This is a genomic window from Acaryochloris marina S15 (assembly GCF_018336915.1).
Taxonomy (GTDB): Bacteria; Cyanobacteriota; Cyanobacteriia; order Thermosynechococcales; family Thermosynechococcaceae; genus Acaryochloris; species Acaryochloris marina_A.
This window is the reverse complement of the sequence record NZ_CP064923.1, coordinates 456,336-475,520: the sequence shown is the minus strand read 5'-3', so window position 1 is coordinate 475,520 and position 19,185 is coordinate 456,336. Positions and strand designations below refer to the sequence as shown.

Below are 19,185 nucleotides of genomic sequence, written 5' to 3'. Positions count from 1 at the left end.
TTTTTGCATGGATTGCAGGTCTTGCAAACTAATAGCACCGTCCTCAGATGGATAGGTTTCACCAGTGCTGAGGGTCCCCCCTAGGGCTTGACTCATCACGGACTTGAGTCTTGAAAGCCGTATTAGCACGCGTTTAATACTAGCCATACTGACCTCTCTATTGGCTTGCAAATTCTTGCAGCAGTGTCGATCATTCTCCGAACTTATCTCAGAGTAATTCTTAATTAAGAAGAACACAATGAGAATAATTACTTAGTTATAAAAGTAGATTCTAAATATGGACGATTAGCGAATAGGAATGCTAGGTTTGTTATTGAGGCCCCTGAAAACCAGATGTCCCGGGCTGTAGGGAGCTGGCACATTGCTGGAGGAGGTATTGATGCAACAACAGGCAGATAAAATTATCCAAACCCTGAAGTCGAAAGGGGTAAGAGTAACCCCCCAACGCTTTGCCGTCTATGCCGATTTACTAGCGCGGTCTGACCATCCGACTGCAGAGCAAATTTCGAGCCATTTTAACCAAGATGTACCGACCTCGTCTCAGGCCACGATCTATAAAACACTTCAGGCCCTTAGAGATGTGGGACTAGTGCGGGAGGTCCTCTTGGAGGAAGGCGTCTGTCGTTATGATGCCAATATTGATCCCCACCACCATTTTCGCTGCCAGTCTTGCAGTGAGGTTGAGGATATTGCCTGGGAACAGTTCCAAACACCCAATTTTCAGGGATTACGCCCAGGACTTCAGGTGAATCACTATGAGCTGACCTTGCATGGATATTGCGATCGCTGCCAATCTGCATAGAATCCAACATTGGTGATGAATCACTTAGGCCCTAAAGCCGGACCCATTAACGGAAAAAATGACGGCAAGGCCAATCTCAATAAACGTCACTCCCACCAATCCTTAGGCAAACCGATAGTCATGCCAATCACAAACGGGTTTATAGCCAATGGTTTGATAGATATGGTTAGATGTGGGATTGGTGATATCGGTAAATAGGCAACAGCGCTGAGCCCCTCGATCCAACAGCATCCGGCTCACTGCAGACACACAGGCCGTCGCATACCCCCGCTGCCGACATTCTGGAGGAGTATAGACGGGACCGATACGGCCACCTCCGGGTTGAGACAGGCGTCCAGCCACCATCGAGACAATCTTGCGATCGCACCAAACATACAGATCCTGACGCTTGATCTGCAGGTCTAGAATGCGTTCAATATCCGCTTCCAGATCCCCAAAGGTCTCTAGAGAAAACGCCTCTGACCATTGCAGCAGCTGTTTGCGATCTCGCTTCGTCGCTATCCGCAAATGGCCCTGGACATCTGTTTGGGGGTGCACTTGGATCAACTGGTGAATCCGCAGGTGCATTTTTAAGGTGCTCGCTTGTCCAGTCACGGTTTGCCAGACATGAGCAAAGGCTTGAGCCTCCCTCACAAAGCTATTGACCCCGGATAAAGAGGTCGAAGCCTGGTGGAAGTAGTCTGCCATCAGATCTAAAGCGCCTAAATCCTGGACCTTCGACAGCACAAAATTATAAGGAGGAGTTCGAGTACCCACGGCCTGAATCTCCCCCGCCGACTCAACGACCAGCAAATCAGGAGGAGTGGGGAAAGCGCCTGAGCCCCGAAGTAAAGCACTCTGAATACCAAGCAGCAGATTATGTTCTGCAGGATGATGCAAGAGGTGAGACTGGGTGCGATCGCAAAATGCTACAGCGTCTTCAAACAGAATTAATTTCATGGATGTTATCAACCTAGAGCTAGTTGCTATCGCCCAATTGCAATGTGTCTCGCACTTCCATCAAAATCTTCCCTAACTTATTTTGGCCAGTACCATCCTGTCCACTGCCCCAGTAATAATCTCCAGGGGCATTTTCCACTAAGTCTTGATTCCCCGTAGATAACAAAACGGCTCGGATATCGGCATGGGTTTCAAATTTACAGAGCACCGCCTTACGCATAACATCATCTTTGACCTGTTCCCAGTCAGACCGTAGGGGCCGTGTGCGTTGTCGTCCTAGACGCGCCGCATCCTTCGGCAATTTCACCTGGCGTATCTGGTCGGCATGGGGAGTACCGACAAATTTTTGCGCTTGGAAATAATGTTCACTCGTAGGCCACCAAACACCATCCAACATCACCCCATGGGCTGAAAAGTTAGAAAAACAGCCATAGGGTTTTTCTCTATTTGAATAGAAGTAAATTGCCATCTTTTTCTACTTATTGAGTCTTCTATTTCCTGCGAACTCAGGCTAATGATTGAAATGGATGCGCCTTGAGCTGAAAATATTGAGAATTTTCTATATTAAAGGCATTTTATTAGCTTTATAGGGTGAGAGTCACTACAGCTATCCATGTCATCAACGCATAGCTATGCAGTCTCTGGATCAGTGACCCAAATCTGATGAGCTAGCTATCTTTAACTAGTAATACCAGAAGGCCTCGAATAGCCATTAACCCTGAATATTAGGATTTTTCAGCCTATTACTATCCTCTTGCTTAATTTTTGAGAATGATATGGGCATATTGGTGAATAACGAAGCTGAATTTCCAAAGATTAAGACAATCATAATTAATTGTAGTACAAAATACTTCAAGACGAAATCAAAGGGATTCAATCCTCCTAAGACCCGTGTTTTTTACTAAAATGAACAAGATTCGCCATCAAAAACTTTTGTCACAGGAATTATCAAACTTCACTCATTGTTGCGCTAAGATAGATTTGCATTTTCAGTCATAATAGTGTGTTCCTAGCTTCAAAATAGCCATTGTCTATAGCTTTTGGACCGCTTAGAGTCGGTTCTTCCTCAATCTGTAAGTGCAAGTTGATATTGCAAACTGCAAGTCAACTGACGATATGACCTTAGGGGAGAGGGGTCATAGATACTAGGCTTTCCTTGCAAAAAGATGCCTGGTTATCCTTATATCCAGATGGTGAGGAAGTTGACGATTCAGCTTCGATCAGATCTACGGAGTACCAGTGTGTCTTTTCAACCTCCTTTTTATTCAGGTGATTTGTCAGAACCAGCAGATTCATTTGAACCCTTAAAACAGCCCAAGTCTTTGCAATTAAAAGCGTTTACCCTGAGATTTTGGCAGAGGCTTCAGCCCACCGGTCTGTACCGGCAAATAAAGCAGCGATGGACTCGAAAAAGTGTTGTACAAGTCTCACTTCGTTCTCATTTTGATACCCGCATAGATAGCGTTTGGCAGCGCTTGGAGCAAGACCGGCAACCTTTATCACTGTTTCTATGTGAAGTGGATGATTTTGATCGCTTGCACCGACAATATGGTGACTCAGCCTGCAACACCTATATTGGCCAAGTGATTAAAGTCATTCAAGCCAATATTGAGCGTTCTACAGATATGTTGGCCCGCTACCATGGCGATACCTTTGCGGTCTTACTCCCCCAAACCTCTATTGATGAAGCAGCCTGTATCGCCAAGAAAATTCGACTCCGGGTCAAAGCTTTAAAAGAGAATCCGGCTTCTCCCATACCAGATCAAGCCATTACCTTAAGCTTGGGAATTGCGACGATTGTGCCAACTCCTAAATTATCCCCAGTCAATTTCATCGCTGCCGCTGAGCAATCCCTCCGCCAAGCCCAAAGAGCAGGTGGCAATCGCGTCATTCTCCAAGAAGGTGGCCGGTAAGGCCCCGTTTCCATACCTTTTATCAAAACTGGCTGCTAGTCGAATTGATTGAGCAGGTTGGACCCATAAAGTGCTTGGTCAGAAAAGGGGTTTACCCATGCATTCTGTGACAGCAGGTGCTCAAACTTTCCTGAGTGCCGTTCGGTTATCGTCTGATATAGGCTTATAACCTTCTCTGTTATTCCTCCAAATCTGCATAATGAAGTGTTGCTTAAGAGTCAATGCTATTTCCTAAGCAGAAAGGACGCCTAGCACCAGTAGAAGCACTCCAACACCGAGAGTAGAAAGCATGCCATACAGCGCATAGGTAACAGAGGTCTGTGTGGTTTGGGCTAAGGCTTCTTCTGATTTGAGGGAAATGACAAACCGTTGTCCTTTAGTAGTTGGATTCTCTAGGACTAGACTTTGATTAAAATCGCTCACCTGGGCCACCACGAACACCTGACGTTGCACGGGCAATATCGATTCTTGATAGCGATAGCCGATGGTCTGGCGACCGGTCTCTACACTGCTGAGTGCCAGGGAAAAGCCTCCAAAAGAAAGCTGGCCCCCTGAAGGCTGTTCTGGACTAAATTCATCCAACACCCGCACCGTTTCAATTTGGGCTCCTTCAGGCTCTACCCAAATTTCACCGGTATCATCTTGCAAGAAAAACGGTACGGACTGGCGATTTTGAGAGAGTGTTTCAGATCCACGTTGGGTCTTGGTGACCTCATTGTCATCACTGTCTCGTTCAGTGACCTGTTCTTCATACTCCCGAACAATCGTCATTTGGTAATGCACACAAGGTGCTTGCTTCAGTTCAGATACGAGAGGCTGGTCACATTGGATCGTGCCCCTCAATTTGACATAATCTCGCCAACTACCCGAACCCATCTCTAGGGCAATCTCGCTAGCCAAATGATTTAGCTCAGCAACGCTAGCAGGTCGAGCTTGGCGCAGACTGGCTAGTTTGCGCTTGAGATTGGAGTAGACGAAAAACAGAATAATACTGATAACAATCAGAATGATGCCAATGATTTTCATGGAAACTTGCACTCCTGGTGACCAGAGAATGTCATGGTTCTGGCCAACATCACTTGAAAAATAAGACGAGCGCTCCGGCAAAGATACTGAAGCTTTAACCCTCATCATGTCTTAAACGTTGGTTGCTGCCAAGGTGGGGAGGGATCTGGATGAGCTGGGTCCGAGCTTCCGGTTAACTGCGGGATGAATCCACTACAATCATGAATGTGTTTTGGGTACAACTTGGCTATGGAAGTGTTAGAGCTAAAGCGAGAAGTCGAACAGTTATCTGATCGCCTGGGTAAAACTCAGGAGTATCTTTGACCTGCCTGCCCTCAATGCTCAAATCAACGATCTTGAACAACTAGCGGCTCAGCCGGAGTTCTGGGATGAACAGGAGAAAGCCCAGAAGGTTTTGCAAGATCTCAATGATCTCAAGGCCCACCTGACCCAACTTCAAGACTGGCAAGGCACCCTAGAAGATGCCGAAGCTTTAGTCGAATTGCTGCAGCTCGAAGAAGACACGGCCCTTTTAAAAGAAGCTGAAGGGAATCTGCAGCAGCTCACGCAACAGCTCGATCAATGGGAATTGCAGCAGCTCCTATCGGGTCCCTATGACAAGGTGGGGGCTGTCCTGACGATCAATACTGGGGCCGGTGGGACGGATGCCCAAGATTGGGCTGAAATGCTGCTGCGCATGTATACCCGCTGGTCAGAACGCCAAGGCTATAAGGTGCGCCTGGCGGAACTCTCGGAAGGGGATGAAGCGGGTATTAAATCAGCAACCCTGGAAGTGGAAGGGCGCTATGCCTATGGCTACTTAAAAGCAGAGAAGGGCACTCACCGATTAGTCCGCATTTCTCCGTTTAATGCCAATGGCAAACGCCAAACCAGTTTTGCCGGGGTAGAAATAATGCCCCAACTCGATCATGAAGTGGAACTCGATATTCCCGATACCGATTTGGAAATTTCCACCTCTCGGTCTGGAGGCAAGGGAGGCCAAAACGTCAACAAAGTGGAAACGGCGGTGCGGATTGTTCATGTGCCAACGGGACTAGCGGTGCGCTGTACCCAAGAGCGATCGCAACTGCAAAACAAGGAAAAAGCGATGGCATTGCTGAAAGCCAAGCTGTTGGTAATTGCCCAAGAACAAAAGGCAAAAGAGATTGCCGATATTCGGGGCGATATAGTGGAAGCAGCCTGGGGCAACCAGATTCGTAACTATGTGTTTCATCCCTACCAAATGGTGAAGGACTTAAGAACCAACCAAGAAACCACTGCCATTGAGAATGTTATGGATGGTGCCCTGGATAACTTTATTGAGGCGTACTTGCGTCAGGAGAATCAAATCGCCTCATGATCTTGACGATTGACGAGGTGCTGACCGCCGAAGCATTAGCCGAAATAACGGATTTGCTGACAACAGCAGAATTCGTAGATGGTAAAACCACGGCGGGTTGGTATGCCAAATTAGTCAAAAATAATACCCAGCTTGCGGGTAAAGCAGATTGCACTGTGGATCTGAAAGAGCGGGTGAAGTCAGCCCTCCTGCGTCATCCTTTATTTAAGGTGGCGCTTCAACCTCGTTCCCTGCATACCCTGCTGTTTAGTCGCTACCAAGAAGGCATGTCCTACGGGGACCATGTGGATAATGCTTTTATGGGCGGGGCTCGCTCCGATGTTTCTTTTACCCTTTTTCTCAATTCTCCCGATGACTATGAAGGGGGAGAACTTTGCGTGGAATTAGCCGATGGGGTTCACACCTATAAATTGGCAGCTGGATCTGCGATCGCATATCCTTCTTCCACCATTCACCGGGTCGAAACGGTCACCTCTGGGACCCGCTTAGTGGCAGTGGGATGGGTACAGAGTCTGGTTCGCAATGCCCAACAACGAGAGCTATTATTTGATTTGGATACGGCTCGACGCTCTCTGTTCGCCACCCACGGTAAAACCCCGGAATTTGACCTGATTTCCAAAAGCCATGCCAACCTACTTCGCCAATGGGCAGAGTAAATGGCGTGATTTTTTTGAAGTTCTAGCCTTTTTTACAAATATTAGAAAACTTATACCCCAGGTTATACAAGGCAAACGCTAGCATCATCGCGTTCTCAAACTTGAGGCTGGAATACTAATAAATAAGGAGATGTCTCCAGCCATTACTCTTTAGGTATCAATCACCAAGAGGGTTCGGCTGATTGCCATTCCCTTCATCCCCATGTTGTCGACTGCTTCTCCGCTTACGCCAACCAGCACGGAGAGCTGGACCGAATATCTACTCAAGCTGGATCCTTGAGCAGTGTGGGCCACAGCCTCACCCGCATGCCTTAATTCCGGGCATGCGGGTGAATCCCAAGACAGGCAAAGCCAGGCGCTCGATTGATGTTGAGTCAAGATGTTCATACCTAACTGAATCTAGAGTCATTCCCTCGTTTTTTCACAGCAGATACCATTTCCCCACCGGTTTTTAGCCATAGTACCGGTGGGGTTTTTCCTATCTATCCCCGGTTAGGGCTGGGCTAGACTAGAGGTCAAGGAAAAACCATTTGCTCAAGCATGGATGCAGATCAGGCCCTGAGACAGATTGAACAGCTTGTGATTGCCCAAACGGGTGAAGGTCTGAGCGAATTACAGCAAACAATTCTGAAACAGGTTTGGCTAGGACAAAAATATTTCGACATCGCCGATACCTATGGCTGTACGGAAGGCCATGCCAAAGATGTGGGGTCAGATTTGTGGAAACTCTTGTCCCAGGTCATGGGCGAGAAAATCACGAAAAAGAACCTGCGCCATGTTTTGACAAACCATAGGAGTGAGGCTTCCTCTTCCCCTCCTATAGAGACTTACCGACCCGACTTCGTGGGGCGACATCAGGCGATCAGCCACCTCAACCACCTCAACCAGCAAGGGGCAACGGCCATTGCCATCCAAGGGGAAGGAGGGCTGGGTAAAACGACCTTGGCCCAACAATATCTCCAGAGCCAGGGTTTTGAAATCGTCCTAGAGTTGTTGATGGCGAAAGAACCCGACACTATCACCTCAGCCCAGCGGGTGGTGGAAGAATGGTTAACGCGAGATTTACAAGAAGATCCAGGACTAGAATTTGGCATTAGTCTGGATCGCTTAAAACGCCATCTCCATCAGCGCCCCATTGGGGTTCTGGTGGATAATCTGGAGCCCGCTTTAGATCAGCAAGGCTTGCTCATTGCTGAGCATCGCCGGTATGTGGAGCTATTTCGAGTCCTCACCGACCCTCGCAATCTGGGACTGACTTTGGTTACGAGCCGCGATCGCATTTGTGAAGCCAGCCTCAACCTCCAGCATTATCGCCTCTCAGGCTTAGACAAAGAGGCTTGGCAGGAGTATTTCCAACTCCAGGAGCTAACCCTCGATCTGAAGCTACTGGAGAAAATGCATCGGGCCTATGGCGGCAACGCTAAGGCCATGACCCTGCTCTGCGGGTCGATCCGGTCCGACTTTGGTGGAGATGCGGCAGCCTTTTGGCAAGATCAACAGCAGGATTTACTGGTAGCGGCGGATTTACACAACCTCATCAATAACCAAATTGACCGTCTCCAAAACCTGGACCCCCAGGCCTATCGGTTATTTTGTCGGTTGGGCTGTTATCGGTACCAGACCCTCGCCACCCTCCCCCGAGCAGGTGTCTTGGCCCTGCTCTGGGAAGTACCGGAGACCAAACGACGAGCCAGTCTGATGTCTCTACAAAATCGGTCTTTAGTAGAGTGCCGTCAAGGTCGATATTGGCTGCATCCCGTCACCCGAGCTGCCGCGATTGCCCGTCTGCAGTCCAGTCCAGACTGGCACCAGGCCCACCACCAGGCCGCCCAATACTGGTCCAACAGCGTCCAGACTCTGACCACCACCCAAGAGGCCCTGCAGGCCCTAGAAGCCTTTTATCACTACAAAGCCATTCAAGACTATCCCCAGGCAGCAGCAGTGCTGCTCCAGGTGCGCCAAAACCAGTGGCAGCAGTATTTGTCTCTGGGCAGTAGTCTCTATCGAATGGGGTTACACCAGTCCTTGCTAGGAGAGTTACCGTCGTTGATGACGCATCTGCCTTGCGATCGCAGCTATTGCGAACTCCAAAATATTCTGGCGGACTACTATTGGAGCACGGGCCAGATTCGCCAAGGGATAGCCTTGCAAAAGGACTCCCTCAGCCTGTCTACCCAGGCTCTAGCAGCACCAGACCTAGATCCTCGTCACCATCGTCATTTTCAAATTCAAGTCCTCGATTCTCGCTTAAGTTTAGGGTTGTACTACCTAGATTTATGGGAATTAGAGCAGTCCGCCCAATGCTTTCAGCAGGTGATCGAGCTGGCCACCCACACCGATCAGGATCGTTGGGTGCCGAAAGCCTCCATTTGTTTAGCCCTCGTGCTGACTCACCTCGGCAAGACAGATCAGGCTCAACAGTTAGCCACCCAAACCTGGGGAGAACGCCTACCAGAAACAGAGCAAGCCGCCCGACTGGCCTACTTTATGCAGCTCCTGGGCCAAACCTATACCGCCCTTGGGGACCTGCCCTCAGCCCATGCCTTGTTTGACCAGGCCCTAACCGTGGCAGAAGCCAGCCATTATCCCCATATCCAAGCCCGAACCTTAACGGGACGGGCTGTCATTCACCGGCTTCAAGGTAAATTTACCCCTGCAGTGGCGGATCATGACCAAGCGATTTTGCTGCTCAAACCCCTCAATGCCACCTGTGACTTGGCAGAAGCTTATTTTCAGTTGGGGTTGACGTATCAGACCATGAATCAAATGGGCGATCGCGACCCAATGTTCCACCAAGCCACCCAGCTATTTACGACGATGAATGCGCCTTGCCAAATTCAACGGGTGTTGGCTTCCACCACTCAACCTTAACCCCGGTGGCGAATTCGCCGCTGCCGCCGACGGCGCTGGGCTGCGAAGGATGCCCATAGTAAGAGGAGTGAACAGCATAAGCCCGTCAACATCGGCACTGCCACTGCGGCGGTAAAACAGAGTTGATAGGCTCGTTCGGCCCATCCATTGGCTTGAAATGCCCGCCCAAAATAAGTTGTGAGATAGCCAAACGGAAGCAGGGCTAGCACAACCATCAAGGCCGCACCCACAAACCCCGACCTAGGTCCTTGGCGGCGAACCACCCGTCCCCCGAACCATGTCAAACCGATAAACAAGCCAGATAAAATCAGACCCGCTCCAAGCATGTACAGCGCTAGCATATAAGTTTATTTGAGCGGTTATAGACTCAGTATTCTTCCAATAAGCAGCATACTGAAAGACGGGTGTAGGAATGAAATTAACAACAAAACCTTAATATCCCTTGGCAGAAAAATCTAATGTTTGAGAAAATATAACGCGGTGAATTTCAGTTTCAAAGGAGCCATCACCCTGTAACTGAAAAAGTCTAAATCCTGGCTGTGCTTGATCTAGGGCAAAGGTTTTACTGTGAGGTGCAAATTGAATACAGGTCGATGGCGTGCTGAGGTAATGGATATTATGGCGCTGATGTTCAAACTGCTGATGAATATGACCAAATACCACAAGTTTGACGTGGGGATGTCTATCGAGGATGGCAAATAAATCGCCAGAGTTTTGGAGGCCAATTTGATCCAGCCAATCCGATTTAATTGAAAAAGGTGGATGATGAAGGGCAATCAGCGTGGGATGGGGATCGCACTGCTCTAGTTCTTGATTGAGCCAATTTAAACTCTCTACTGACAACTCTCCATAGACTTTCCCAGGAACGCTGGAGTCTAAGAGCAAAAAGTGCCAATTTCCCATTTGATAGGATTTGTGGGCCTGAAAAACAGGCTCCGTAAAGGTAGCCTTCATGGTGGGCAGATGGTCGTGATTCCCTGGCAGCCAGTAGGTCGGAATCTGCAAGGGGGCAATTAAGGCTTGGATCTGTTGATAGGCGATATGGGTTTCATCCTGTGCTAAATCTCCCGTCAGCAAGAGCTGATCCGGGAGTACAGGAAGTCGTTTTAATTTCTGTAAGACCGCTTCTAAAGAAGAAAAAGTATTCAACCCCAATAGATCACGATCGGGATTTGCAAATAAATGCAAGTCCGACAATTGAGCAATCAATAGAGGTGAAGTTTTTTCCATTCCGTTACTAGTAGTTAGAAGCCAAAAAAGATCCTTGCTAGCTGTACCTAAAGGATAACTGATTAGATAGTGACAAATCAGCTAGATCGAAAAACTCCTGCCCCCATGATTGTTGCTTTCTCTTACTCATGAGCATGCCCAATCTTGATAGGATATTTCTCAGGTTATGTTCTCCAGCCTATCTAGGCATGAGCCCGATCGTAATGTTCTAATCCAGTGATTGGCGTGATATAAATCACAGCCCTCTAACCCTCTTCAGCACCAGCTTATATCCTTACCTCTTCTTTCCTTCCCCTAGAGTTTATTTACGTCTCATTTTGGTGCTATTTCAAAATGATATGAAAAATAGATATCTTGGGGACATTGCTTTAATTTTGACTATCAAGAATCAGAAAAGTCTGGCTAGCCTTAGACCATTGCCTTGGCTGACGGCTCCTGTTGATGATTCCTCTCATGCTGGAGGGAATTCACCAACCATCTGAACCGAATAGGTGGGGATGTCGGGTGCTATCCATATATCTCGTTCAGGAGCTGACTATGCCCTTTCATGAGGGAGAACTGGCCGTTCAAAAGCAAGCAGGGGTTGAGGCCGCCGCTCAACGAGTATCCGGTGCTCTCAAACAAGGATTTGAACCAGCATCGACTGAATTTTTGCTGCCTAGACCATTTGCGATCGCAAGTTCGATTGACCCCAGTGGTAACCTATGGGCGTCTCTGATCACAGGTCCACCCGGCTTTCTAACCGTGACCAGTGACCAGACTCTCAACGTGAATCCTATCTCCACAATGGATTCACAACTCATCCAAAATCTGCACACCAATCCCACTATGGGTCTACTGACCCTAGATTTAGCGGCTCGCCGTCGTCTACGGGTCAATGGCTACGCTCAACAAGTGAGTGAACAAGGAATACAACTTCAGGCCCAGCAAGTCTTTTTCAACTGCCCGAAATACATCCAAACCCGCTATTTGCTTTCTGACCCCAGTGACAGGCCAGCCTCTACCCCTGCAGCATCTACATCAAACCTATCCTCCGATCAGCAAAACTGGATCACCCATACAGATACGTTTTTTATTGCTACGGCCCACCCAGAGAAAGGAGCTGATATCTCCCATCGAGGAGGTTTACCAGGGGTCTTGCAGGTAGTGAATGCGAATCACCTCCTCTTCCCCGATTTCAAAGGCAATAATATGTTTCAGTCTTTCGGGAATATTGCTGTCAACCCTCAAGTCGGACTGCTGATCTTAGATTTTGATCAAGGTCATACGCTGCAATTGACCGGCAAGGCGGAGCTGTTGTGGGACGACCCTCGTCAGCAGCCCTTCAATGGAGCCCAGTGCCTCGTCAGTTTCACGATTGAGCAGGTGAGGATGATTCGCCATGCTTGCCCACTACGATGGAAGTTTGGAGAATTTTCCCCAGTAATACCGCCTCAGAATTCTCCATCTGAAAACATTTAACCGACATTCAGCAGGTACTAACCATCAAGGGATAATTTTGAGGTTGTCTCTCAACGCAAGTCCATGTATTCACCTCAAGAGATAGACGTTCAGGATATTGACCATCTCGGTATTATTGCCGGTATCGTCGATGAGATCGGCATTGTCGAAATAGTGGATCGATTATTAGGTACTCACGAGCAAGAGAATGTTAGTTGTGGTCAAGTTGTCAAAGCCCTGATTCTAAATGGTATGGGCTTTTTGAGTGCTCCATTGTACTTATTTAGTGAGTTTTTCGAAAGCAAAGCAACCGAGCACTTACTCGGTCAAGGTGTACTGCCAGAGCACCTCAACGATACCCGTATCGGTCGAGTCCTCGACAAGCTCTATGCCTATGGTGTGACCCAGATATTTATCCATGTGGCAATGGCAGTCGTTCAGAAATTCGATGTAGCTCTAAGGTGTGCGCATCTAGATGCGACAAGCCTTAGTGTTGAGGGGCAATACTTAGATAAACCACAGGTTGAGGCGTCAGACGAATCCCCCTCTGCACCTGAGTCCCCCTCCCCTGCACTGGCTGAATCAGAGGAGCCGATACCCGTGAAAATCACCTACGGCTACTCACGGGACAATCGTCGTGATCTCAAGCAGTTTGTATTGAACCTACTGGTGAGTGGGGACGGGGGTATTCCTTTATTTTTACAAGTGGGCAACGGTAATGATGCGGACAAAAGTACGTTTGTGCCTATCATCCATGAATTTAAGCAACAGTGGAGTCAGCAACAGCCAGAGGTGATTGTTGCTGATAGTGCCCTCTACAGTGCCGACAATCTGCAAGCATTAGGAAGTACATCTTGGATTAGCCGAGTTCCAGCAAGTTCAACGGCAGCCCAAGACTTATTACAAGGGCTGCCGGGTTCACAGTTTCACCCCAGTGCTCTCAACGGCTATAGCTTTGTCGAAGTATGTAGTACCTATGGAGAGATTCAACAACGGTGGCTGGTGGTTGAAAGTAAAGCTCGCAGAGACTCTGGACTCAAACAAGTGCAAAAGCGGATTGATCAGGCGTTTAGCCAAAAAACTACTGCACTTAAAACCCTCTGCAAACAGACCTTCTTGTGCCCTGCAGATGCTTTAGCTGCAGCCCAAGATTTTGGCAAAATCCTCAGGTATCACACCCTTGACGATCTCAAAATCCACAAAAAACCTCATTATTCAAAGGCTGGACGACCGACAAAAGCAACGGTTGTGACTCACTACACCTATTCTATTGAGGCTACCTTAACCCTCAATGAGCCAGTCATCGAACGCTATCGGCGGCAAGCAGGTCGTTTCATCTTAGCCACCAATCTCTTGGAACAAGAGCAATGGAGCAATGATGATATTCTGCGCGAGTATAAGAACCAGCAGGCGTGTGAAGGAGGCTTTCGCTTTATCAAAGATCCACTCTTCTTTGCCTCTAGTGTTTTCCTGAAGACACCTCGGCGTATCGCTGCCTTAGCCATGATCATGGCCTTGTGTTTGATGGTCTACAGCTTAGGACAACGACAGTTAAGAAATGCACTAGAACAAGTACAAACAACTCTCCCTAATCAGAAGGGGAAACAAACTATGAAACCTACGTTACGTTGGATTCTCCAATGCTTTCAGGCCGTCCATTTAGTTTGGCTTGATGGTGCCAAGCATCTCATCAAGCTCAACAGCAGGCAGCAACTTATCTTGCCGTTCCTTGGGAAGGGCTGTAAAAAATATTATCTGCTCTGCTAGCTAGCCTGCTGAATGTAGGCTTTAAAACATCCCAAAGCAAAATATGGATGAGCGCTTCGCGTTAGGCATCAGAACCTAAGGTGCCTTCCTTGTCCTTCCCAATGACTCCTGCTGTGGTACTGGTTGCCACAATACTTTGTGTAATGGCTTGTCCTGCCGCCATGCCTCCGCCACCGGATGCCAGGCTACCACCCCCTATTGCAGCAAGACCACTGGAAGTAGCAGCTGCTCCAGTCGTTCCTGACACAGCCGCCATTGCTACTGCTGCTTCAGCAAGTCCTACTCCAGCAACCGCTCCAACCGTTGCTGCTCCAACAACCGTTCCCACTTTTTTTGCAGTAGCCACAGTATCGGGTTGGGCACCTACAACTTGAGCACCAAAAGCCGCTGCACTTCCTCCCGCAGCCCCTGCATACTCTGTCGCTTTATTAGCAACAAATCCAGCTCCCTCGCCTGTTTTCGTCAGTGCAATATTTACCACTGCTCCTGTTACTTTAAGAGACTTGCCAATAGTTTGATGATGCGGATTCCCTGCTGCCTTGGCTGTAGCTTCTGCAACTACACCCAGCCCATGAAGGCCAATATTCGCTACGGTACCAGCAGCATTACCAGTATTGCGAATCAAACCACCCAGACTTAAATTTCGCGAAACCCATTGTTTGGCAGACATAAGCCTCTCCCGTAGTACTTGAGGTGTTCATCCAGACTTTCACAAGCCAGTGAACTAAATGCAGAAATATTTTGCTTTAAACGCAGTATGCCCGACTAAATTCAATCATTTTCTATTTTTTTATCAAAATAGATTAAATTCGTTATTTTTAAGGCTGTAGAGAGATATCGAGGCAACTGGGAAAAACTGAGACAAAAGTGAGGCAATGTTTCCTGTCAGCCTCGGTATTCTAAAAATTGTGATATCTGCATTTAATACTGCACTCTCTCAGAATTAGCTATTTCTGCATTGACCGGGAACCAGCTATGTCTAGCGTTCAATCCCCCCCACCCAATTCTCCTCCTAGCGCTGATCTATCCCTAACTGCATCAACCCTAGTGATTGTTGATGCTGCTGTTCAGAATTATCAATATTTGCTAGCCAGTCCCCTTCTAGGGATGGAAGTGCATGTGTTGAATAAACAAACCGATGGCATTGCTCAAATCAAATCCGTATTGAGTCAATCTCCAGATTGGGCCAGCCTACATTTGATTTGCAATGGAGAGTCAGGACGATTACAAATCGGCAGCACCTGCTTGGGTGAAGACAACCTTTGGGCATACGCTGATCAAGTTCGGCAATGGCGCTCCTATTTGACCAACACCACCGAAATTATGATTTACGGTTGTGAATTAACAACAGATCGAGCTGGGCAAGCTCTCGTCTCATGGTTGAGTTTACTAACCGGGGCACAGGTCAAAGCCCTATCTTGACCGCAACTATTGGAGCCCCACCCTCAGAGATGAGATTATCCGGCTGATGGGAACTGACCATCAATCGCCCCCAAAGTTTGCAAGGTAATCCGCTGGGCAGTGGTTAACCCTTGGGCACCAGTAATATCCATGCCTTCATAGAGCCGAGCCGTCAATACCGTCAAACAGTCTCCAGTCTGGATATCCCACACCCGCACAGACTGATCTTGAGAACCACTGACAAGATATTGACCATCAGGGCTGAAGGCCACTGAACAGACCAACTGAGTATGGCCACATAAGGTTCTCAGGCATTCCCCCGTTTGGATATCCCACAGCTTAATCGTGTGATCGTGCGAACCAGAGGCCAAAATAGAGGGCTGGCCAGCACCACTCGGACCAAAGACAACGGCAAAAATCCAGCTCTCATGGTCTGTCAAGGTTTGCAGGCATTCTCCGGTATCGACTTGCCAAAGTTTGACGGTATGGTCTTGGGAGCCGCTGGCTAGGATCTGACCATCAGGATGATAGGCGATGGAGTAGATGCGATCGCCATGTCCCTCCAACACCTTGAGACACTCACCCGTTTGCACATCCCAGAGCCGCACCGTTTTATCAGTACTGCCGCTGGCTAAAGATTGACGATCTGGACTAAAGGCCACCGACCAGACCTGCCCCCTGTGCCCTTGCAGCACCTGCTGACATTGCCCCGTTTCCACAGACCATAGGCGCACATCTGGATCACCACCGCCACTGGCAAACCAGCCCTCTTGTCCCGAGATAGAAGACCAAGCAACGGCAAATACCCAATCTGGGTGATCATAAAAGGTTTGCTCACACCGTCCCGTTTGACAGTTCCAGATACGAACCGTCTGATCCGTGCCGCCACTAATCAGATACTGGCCATCATCGCTAAAGGCAAGGGACCGAACGACGGCACGATGATCACGCAGGGTCACAGTAGTGGTTTGCTGCTGCCAGTCCCATAGGTGAATGACGGAATCGCCGCTGCTGCTAGCAATCAGTTTTCCCTGGGGATGAAAAGCCACGGGCAAAGCCCAATCCGTATGGCCTTCCCAGGTTCTCAAGCACTGGGTGGTTTGCCAATTCCACAGCCGTACGGTTTGGTCGAGGGTAACACAGGCCAGAGTTTGTCCATCGGGATGGAAGGCCAGGGAGAAAATCTGGTTGGTATGCCCCTGTAGGGTGCGCAAGCACTGATCGGCTTGGCAATCCCACAGCTTTACGGTTTGATCACCGCTACCACTGGCCAAAATAGGAGCCGTCGGACTAAACGCCACCGAATAGACTCCACTCCGATGTCCTTCGTAGGTTTGCAAACAGAGGGCGGTTTGGAGGTCCCACAGCTTAACTGTGCCGTCATCGCTGCCGCTCGCCAGATAGTCTCCGGCATGGCTAAAGGCGACAGAACGAACCCGTCCATGATGGCCTTTCCCCGTTTGCAGACATTCACCGGTCGCCAGATCCCAAATTTTAATGGTCTGATCTTCACTGCCGGTCACCATTACAGCGGGAGGGAGCTGCTCCGATTGAGACCCACGTTGGTGGGGCATTGCTACAGCTCGAATCCAGCCTTGATGGCCTTCACAGGTCAGCAGACATTGTCCTGAATGGGTTTGCCAGAGTTTGGCGGTACCATCCCCACTGCCACTGGCGAGGAGGGTGCCATCATGATTAAAGGCCACAGAAAAGACCTCATGGGTATGGTCCACCAGAGTCCGTAAGCATCTACCCGTGGACACCTGCCAGAGCTTAACGGTGTGATCGGCGCAGGCACTAGCCAATAAATATCCTTCACCTTGAATCTCCGACGGTTGGGGCGAGAAGGCAATGGCCCGAATCCAATTTTGATGGCCTTGGCAAAGGGTGACTTGCTGCCCCGTTTTGACTGTCCAGAGCCGGATATTGTAGTTATTGTCACAGGTGGCCAATAGCTTGCCATCAGGACTGAAGGTCGCCGCCAGAATATTGCCCAGAATCTCTGTAAAGACCGTTCGACTTAAATCGGCATTCTTAAAATTGACTTGAGCAAGATTCTCACCCTGCAAATTGGCCTGCCAAACCGTTAGGGACGAAAAATCATAGCCGCTTAAATCCATCTCTAGCCGCTGCAGTACATGCAAGATATTACCGGCGATGTAGGCCGTATCCTGGCAGGGCTGTCCATGTAAAGGCGCTAATAGTTGCTGGCAATGGGATTCAATAGTCGCTCTTGTCCCCAGTGAATCCAGCAGTTTATTTGTAATCGGCTGGAGAATCAGGGACTCTTGGGCGTGGCGAATATAGTCCTGGGCTTGAGCTTGGACCAATGCATGAGTCCTGAGCAAATTAGGAGCCCCATCGACCATCTCTTGGGTGACCCATTCAATCAGCTCCCGGGTCACAAACTCCATGACAACGGGCTGTTGAGTAAAGCCAGTTCTCGTTTTTTCGATCAAGGAGCGACGCTGCAAAGACACCAGTACAGGCATCAGGTCATTGAGGGCTACATTTTTAACCAGATTCGCTTTGAGATCGGCAAAGGAGAGGGGCTCTCGATTAATGGCCAGCCAATACATCACTTCTTGCTCACAGGCCGTCAGCCGTCCAAACTGGCGAGCCAGCAGATCGCGAATATCGTCAAAAATAAATGGGCCTTGCTGAACAAAGGCTAAAAACTGGCCAATATCGCTGTCAAAATAGTCTCTGATAGCCGAAGCAACGATTTTAATGGCAAGGGGATTGCCCGCATAGCGCTGGATAACGACGTGCCAATCCTGTTCCTGAGCTACATATTGGCCTTTGGTCTGAAACAGCTCTCGTCCTTCCCCTAAAGGCAAGCCTTCTAAACGCAGGCATCGAACCGGAAGGTTTAAGCCTTCTTGGGCAATCAGTCCTTGAGGTTGCTCTCGGGAGGTTAATAGTAAACAGCTTGGATGGGCCGTTTCTCCGATCCACCGAAAGAATTCTCCATAGCCTTCATACCCGGCTAAATATCGACTCTGGTGATCGCCCCCCTGCAAAATGGATTCGGCATTATCCAGGACAATCAAACAGCGTGCATTGCGTAGATAGGTCATCAAATGCCGCAGGCGCTGCTCGTTGTCGGGAAATTGCGCCGTTTCTTGCTGACAGCTAAAAAACTGAATCAGTTCCGTCAGCAGCTGCTCCAAAGACGGGGCATTACGAAGACTACGCCAGATTACCCACTCAAACTCTTGGGTCAGGCTATAGGACAGGTTGGCGGCTAAAGCCGTTTTACCCATTCCCCCCATCCCCAACACCATAATCAAGCGACAGTGATCCTGGAGCATCCAGTCACTCATCAATTGCAGCTCAGGCAAGCGACCATAAAAGTCGTTGATGGCGGGGGCATCTCCCCAATCTTGCCGGGTCAGGCTGGGCGGTTTGGCCGGGGTTAGAGAAGGCGCAGATGCTGCTTCATCTGTAGGATTGTCTTCCGGCTCAGCCACGTCTTGCCAAGGGACTCCTACCGCCTCGCAGATGGCAACAAAGGCTTCGCTGCGGATCGCCGCCCCGGACCAAAAGCGATTGAGAGTAGATCGGGACGTATAGGAGACGCGGCACCAAGCCGATGAGGTTTTATTCCATCGCTTAATCCGTCGGGCCCGATCAATGAGCGTTAGTCCCCACTCAGAGGCTTTAAGGGAATCGGCCATCCTTAGCTTCCCTGGTTAGAACCCTGCCGACTTTTGAAGTGAAATACAGACTGTCTCATCAAACGACCCTCGTCTCACCTGCACCATGGCTATGCTAAACCGAAAGGTGGAAGTCTTTGGC

General features: G+C 49.0%; 16 protein-coding genes. 8 read left to right on the top strand and 8 right to left on the bottom strand.

The window, feature by feature from the left end; translation table 11 throughout:
* The first annotated feature begins 379 nt into the window (after positions 1-379).
* Positions 380-802: a Fur family transcriptional regulator gene (locus I1H34_RS02900; protein ID WP_212664263.1), complete on the top strand. Its 423-nt coding sequence runs from the start codon at positions 380-382 to the stop codon at positions 800-802.
* Between the two features lie 102 nt (positions 803-904).
* Here I1H34_RS02900 and I1H34_RS02895 read toward each other — a convergent pair whose 3' ends face one another.
* Both I1H34_RS02895 and I1H34_RS02890 read right to left on the bottom strand, forming a co-directional pair.
* Positions 905-1,741, bottom strand: coding sequence for a GNAT family N-acetyltransferase (locus I1H34_RS02895; RefSeq protein ID WP_212664262.1), 837 nt, complete (start codon positions 1,739-1,741; stop codon positions 905-907).
* A gap of 19 nt (positions 1,742-1,760) precedes the next feature.
* Positions 1,761-2,210, bottom strand: a complete 450-nt coding sequence (locus I1H34_RS02890) for an NADAR family protein (RefSeq protein WP_212664261.1) — start codon at positions 2,208-2,210, stop codon at positions 1,761-1,763.
* Between the two features lie 697 nt (positions 2,211-2,907).
* Between I1H34_RS02890 and I1H34_RS02885 the strand changes: the two genes are divergently transcribed.
* Positions 2,908-3,654, top strand: a complete 747-nt coding sequence (locus I1H34_RS02885) for a diguanylate cyclase domain-containing protein (protein ID WP_249369742.1) — start codon at positions 2,908-2,910, stop codon at positions 3,652-3,654.
* A gap of 231 nt (positions 3,655-3,885) precedes the next feature.
* On the opposite strand, the gene I1H34_RS02880 is transcribed toward I1H34_RS02885, so the two are convergent.
* Positions 3,886-4,788 (bottom strand): E3 ubiquitin ligase family protein, encoded by a 903-nt coding sequence (locus tag I1H34_RS02880; RefSeq protein WP_249369740.1) that lies wholly within the window; start codon positions 4,786-4,788, stop codon positions 3,886-3,888.
* A 120-nt stretch (positions 4,789-4,908) separates the two neighbouring features.
* On the opposite strand from I1H34_RS02880, the gene prfB reads away from it, so the two are divergent.
* Both prfB and I1H34_RS02870 read left to right on the top strand, forming a co-directional pair.
* Positions 4,909-6,019, top strand: a protein-coding gene (prfB, locus tag I1H34_RS02875) for a peptide chain release factor 2 (protein ID WP_212664260.1) whose coding sequence is annotated in 2 segments (ribosomal slippage) — positions 4,909-4,980 and positions 4,982-6,019 — 1,110 coding nt in all. Because the reading frame shifts where the segments join, the coding sequence is not laid out codon by codon here.
* On the top strand, positions 6,016-6,675 hold the full coding sequence (locus tag I1H34_RS02870; protein WP_212664259.1) for a Fe2+-dependent dioxygenase: 660 nt from the start codon (positions 6,016-6,018) through the stop codon (positions 6,673-6,675). Before prfB ends, I1H34_RS02870 begins: the two co-directional genes overlap by 4 nt.
* A gap of 150 nt (positions 6,676-6,825) precedes the next feature.
* Here the strand turns inward: I1H34_RS02870 and I1H34_RS02865 are convergent, their stop codons facing one another.
* A complete protein-coding gene (locus tag I1H34_RS02865; RefSeq protein ID WP_212664258.1) occupies positions 6,826-7,062 on the bottom strand; it encodes a hypothetical protein in 237 nt (78 codons plus the stop codon).
* Positions 7,063-7,215: 153 nt separating this feature from the next.
* Between I1H34_RS02865 and I1H34_RS02860 the strand changes: the two genes are divergently transcribed.
* Positions 7,216-9,546, top strand: coding sequence for a tetratricopeptide repeat protein (locus tag I1H34_RS02860; protein WP_212664257.1), 2,331 nt, complete (start codon positions 7,216-7,218; stop codon positions 9,544-9,546).
* Here the strand turns inward: I1H34_RS02860 and I1H34_RS02855 are convergent.
* Positions 9,543-9,887, bottom strand: a complete 345-nt coding sequence (locus I1H34_RS02855; protein ID WP_249369738.1) for a hypothetical protein — start codon at positions 9,885-9,887, stop codon at positions 9,543-9,545. The two genes, I1H34_RS02860 and I1H34_RS02855, sit on opposite strands and share 4 nt — an antisense overlap.
* Before the next feature lie 91 nt (positions 9,888-9,978).
* Entirely contained in the window at positions 9,979-10,776 is a 798-nt protein-coding gene (cpdA, locus tag I1H34_RS02850) for a 3',5'-cyclic-AMP phosphodiesterase (RefSeq protein ID WP_212664256.1), read from the bottom strand.
* 537 nt (positions 10,777-11,313) lie between these two features.
* Here cpdA and I1H34_RS02845 point away from each other — a divergent pair.
* Both I1H34_RS02845 and I1H34_RS02840 read left to right on the top strand, forming a co-directional pair.
* Positions 11,314-12,237: a pyridoxamine 5'-phosphate oxidase family protein gene (locus I1H34_RS02845; protein WP_212664255.1), complete on the top strand. Its 924-nt coding sequence runs from the start codon at positions 11,314-11,316 to the stop codon at positions 12,235-12,237.
* 63 nt (positions 12,238-12,300) lie between these two features.
* Positions 12,301-13,983 carry an IS1634 family transposase gene (locus I1H34_RS02840; protein WP_212661850.1) on the top strand — a complete coding sequence of 561 codons (1,683 nt, stop codon included), beginning with the start codon at positions 12,301-12,303 and terminating at the stop codon, positions 13,981-13,983.
* A gap of 61 nt (positions 13,984-14,044) precedes the next feature.
* Here the strand turns inward: I1H34_RS02840 and I1H34_RS02835 are convergent, their stop codons facing one another.
* Positions 14,045-14,653 carry a hypothetical protein gene (locus tag I1H34_RS02835; RefSeq protein ID WP_212664254.1) on the bottom strand — a complete coding sequence of 203 codons (609 nt, stop codon included), beginning with the start codon at positions 14,651-14,653 and terminating at the stop codon, positions 14,045-14,047.
* 305 nt (positions 14,654-14,958) lie between these two features.
* Here I1H34_RS02835 and I1H34_RS02830 point away from each other — a divergent pair, with 305 nt between their 5' ends.
* A complete protein-coding gene (locus I1H34_RS02830; protein ID WP_212664253.1) occupies positions 14,959-15,405 on the top strand; it encodes a DUF4347 domain-containing protein in 447 nt (148 codons plus the stop codon).
* Between the two features lie 35 nt (positions 15,406-15,440).
* Here I1H34_RS02830 and I1H34_RS02825 read toward each other — a convergent pair whose 3' ends face one another.
* On the bottom strand, positions 15,441-19,064 hold the full coding sequence (locus I1H34_RS02825; protein WP_212664252.1) for a WD40 domain-containing protein: 3,624 nt from the start codon (positions 19,062-19,064) through the stop codon (positions 15,441-15,443).
* Positions 19,065-19,185 lie beyond the last annotated feature (121 nt).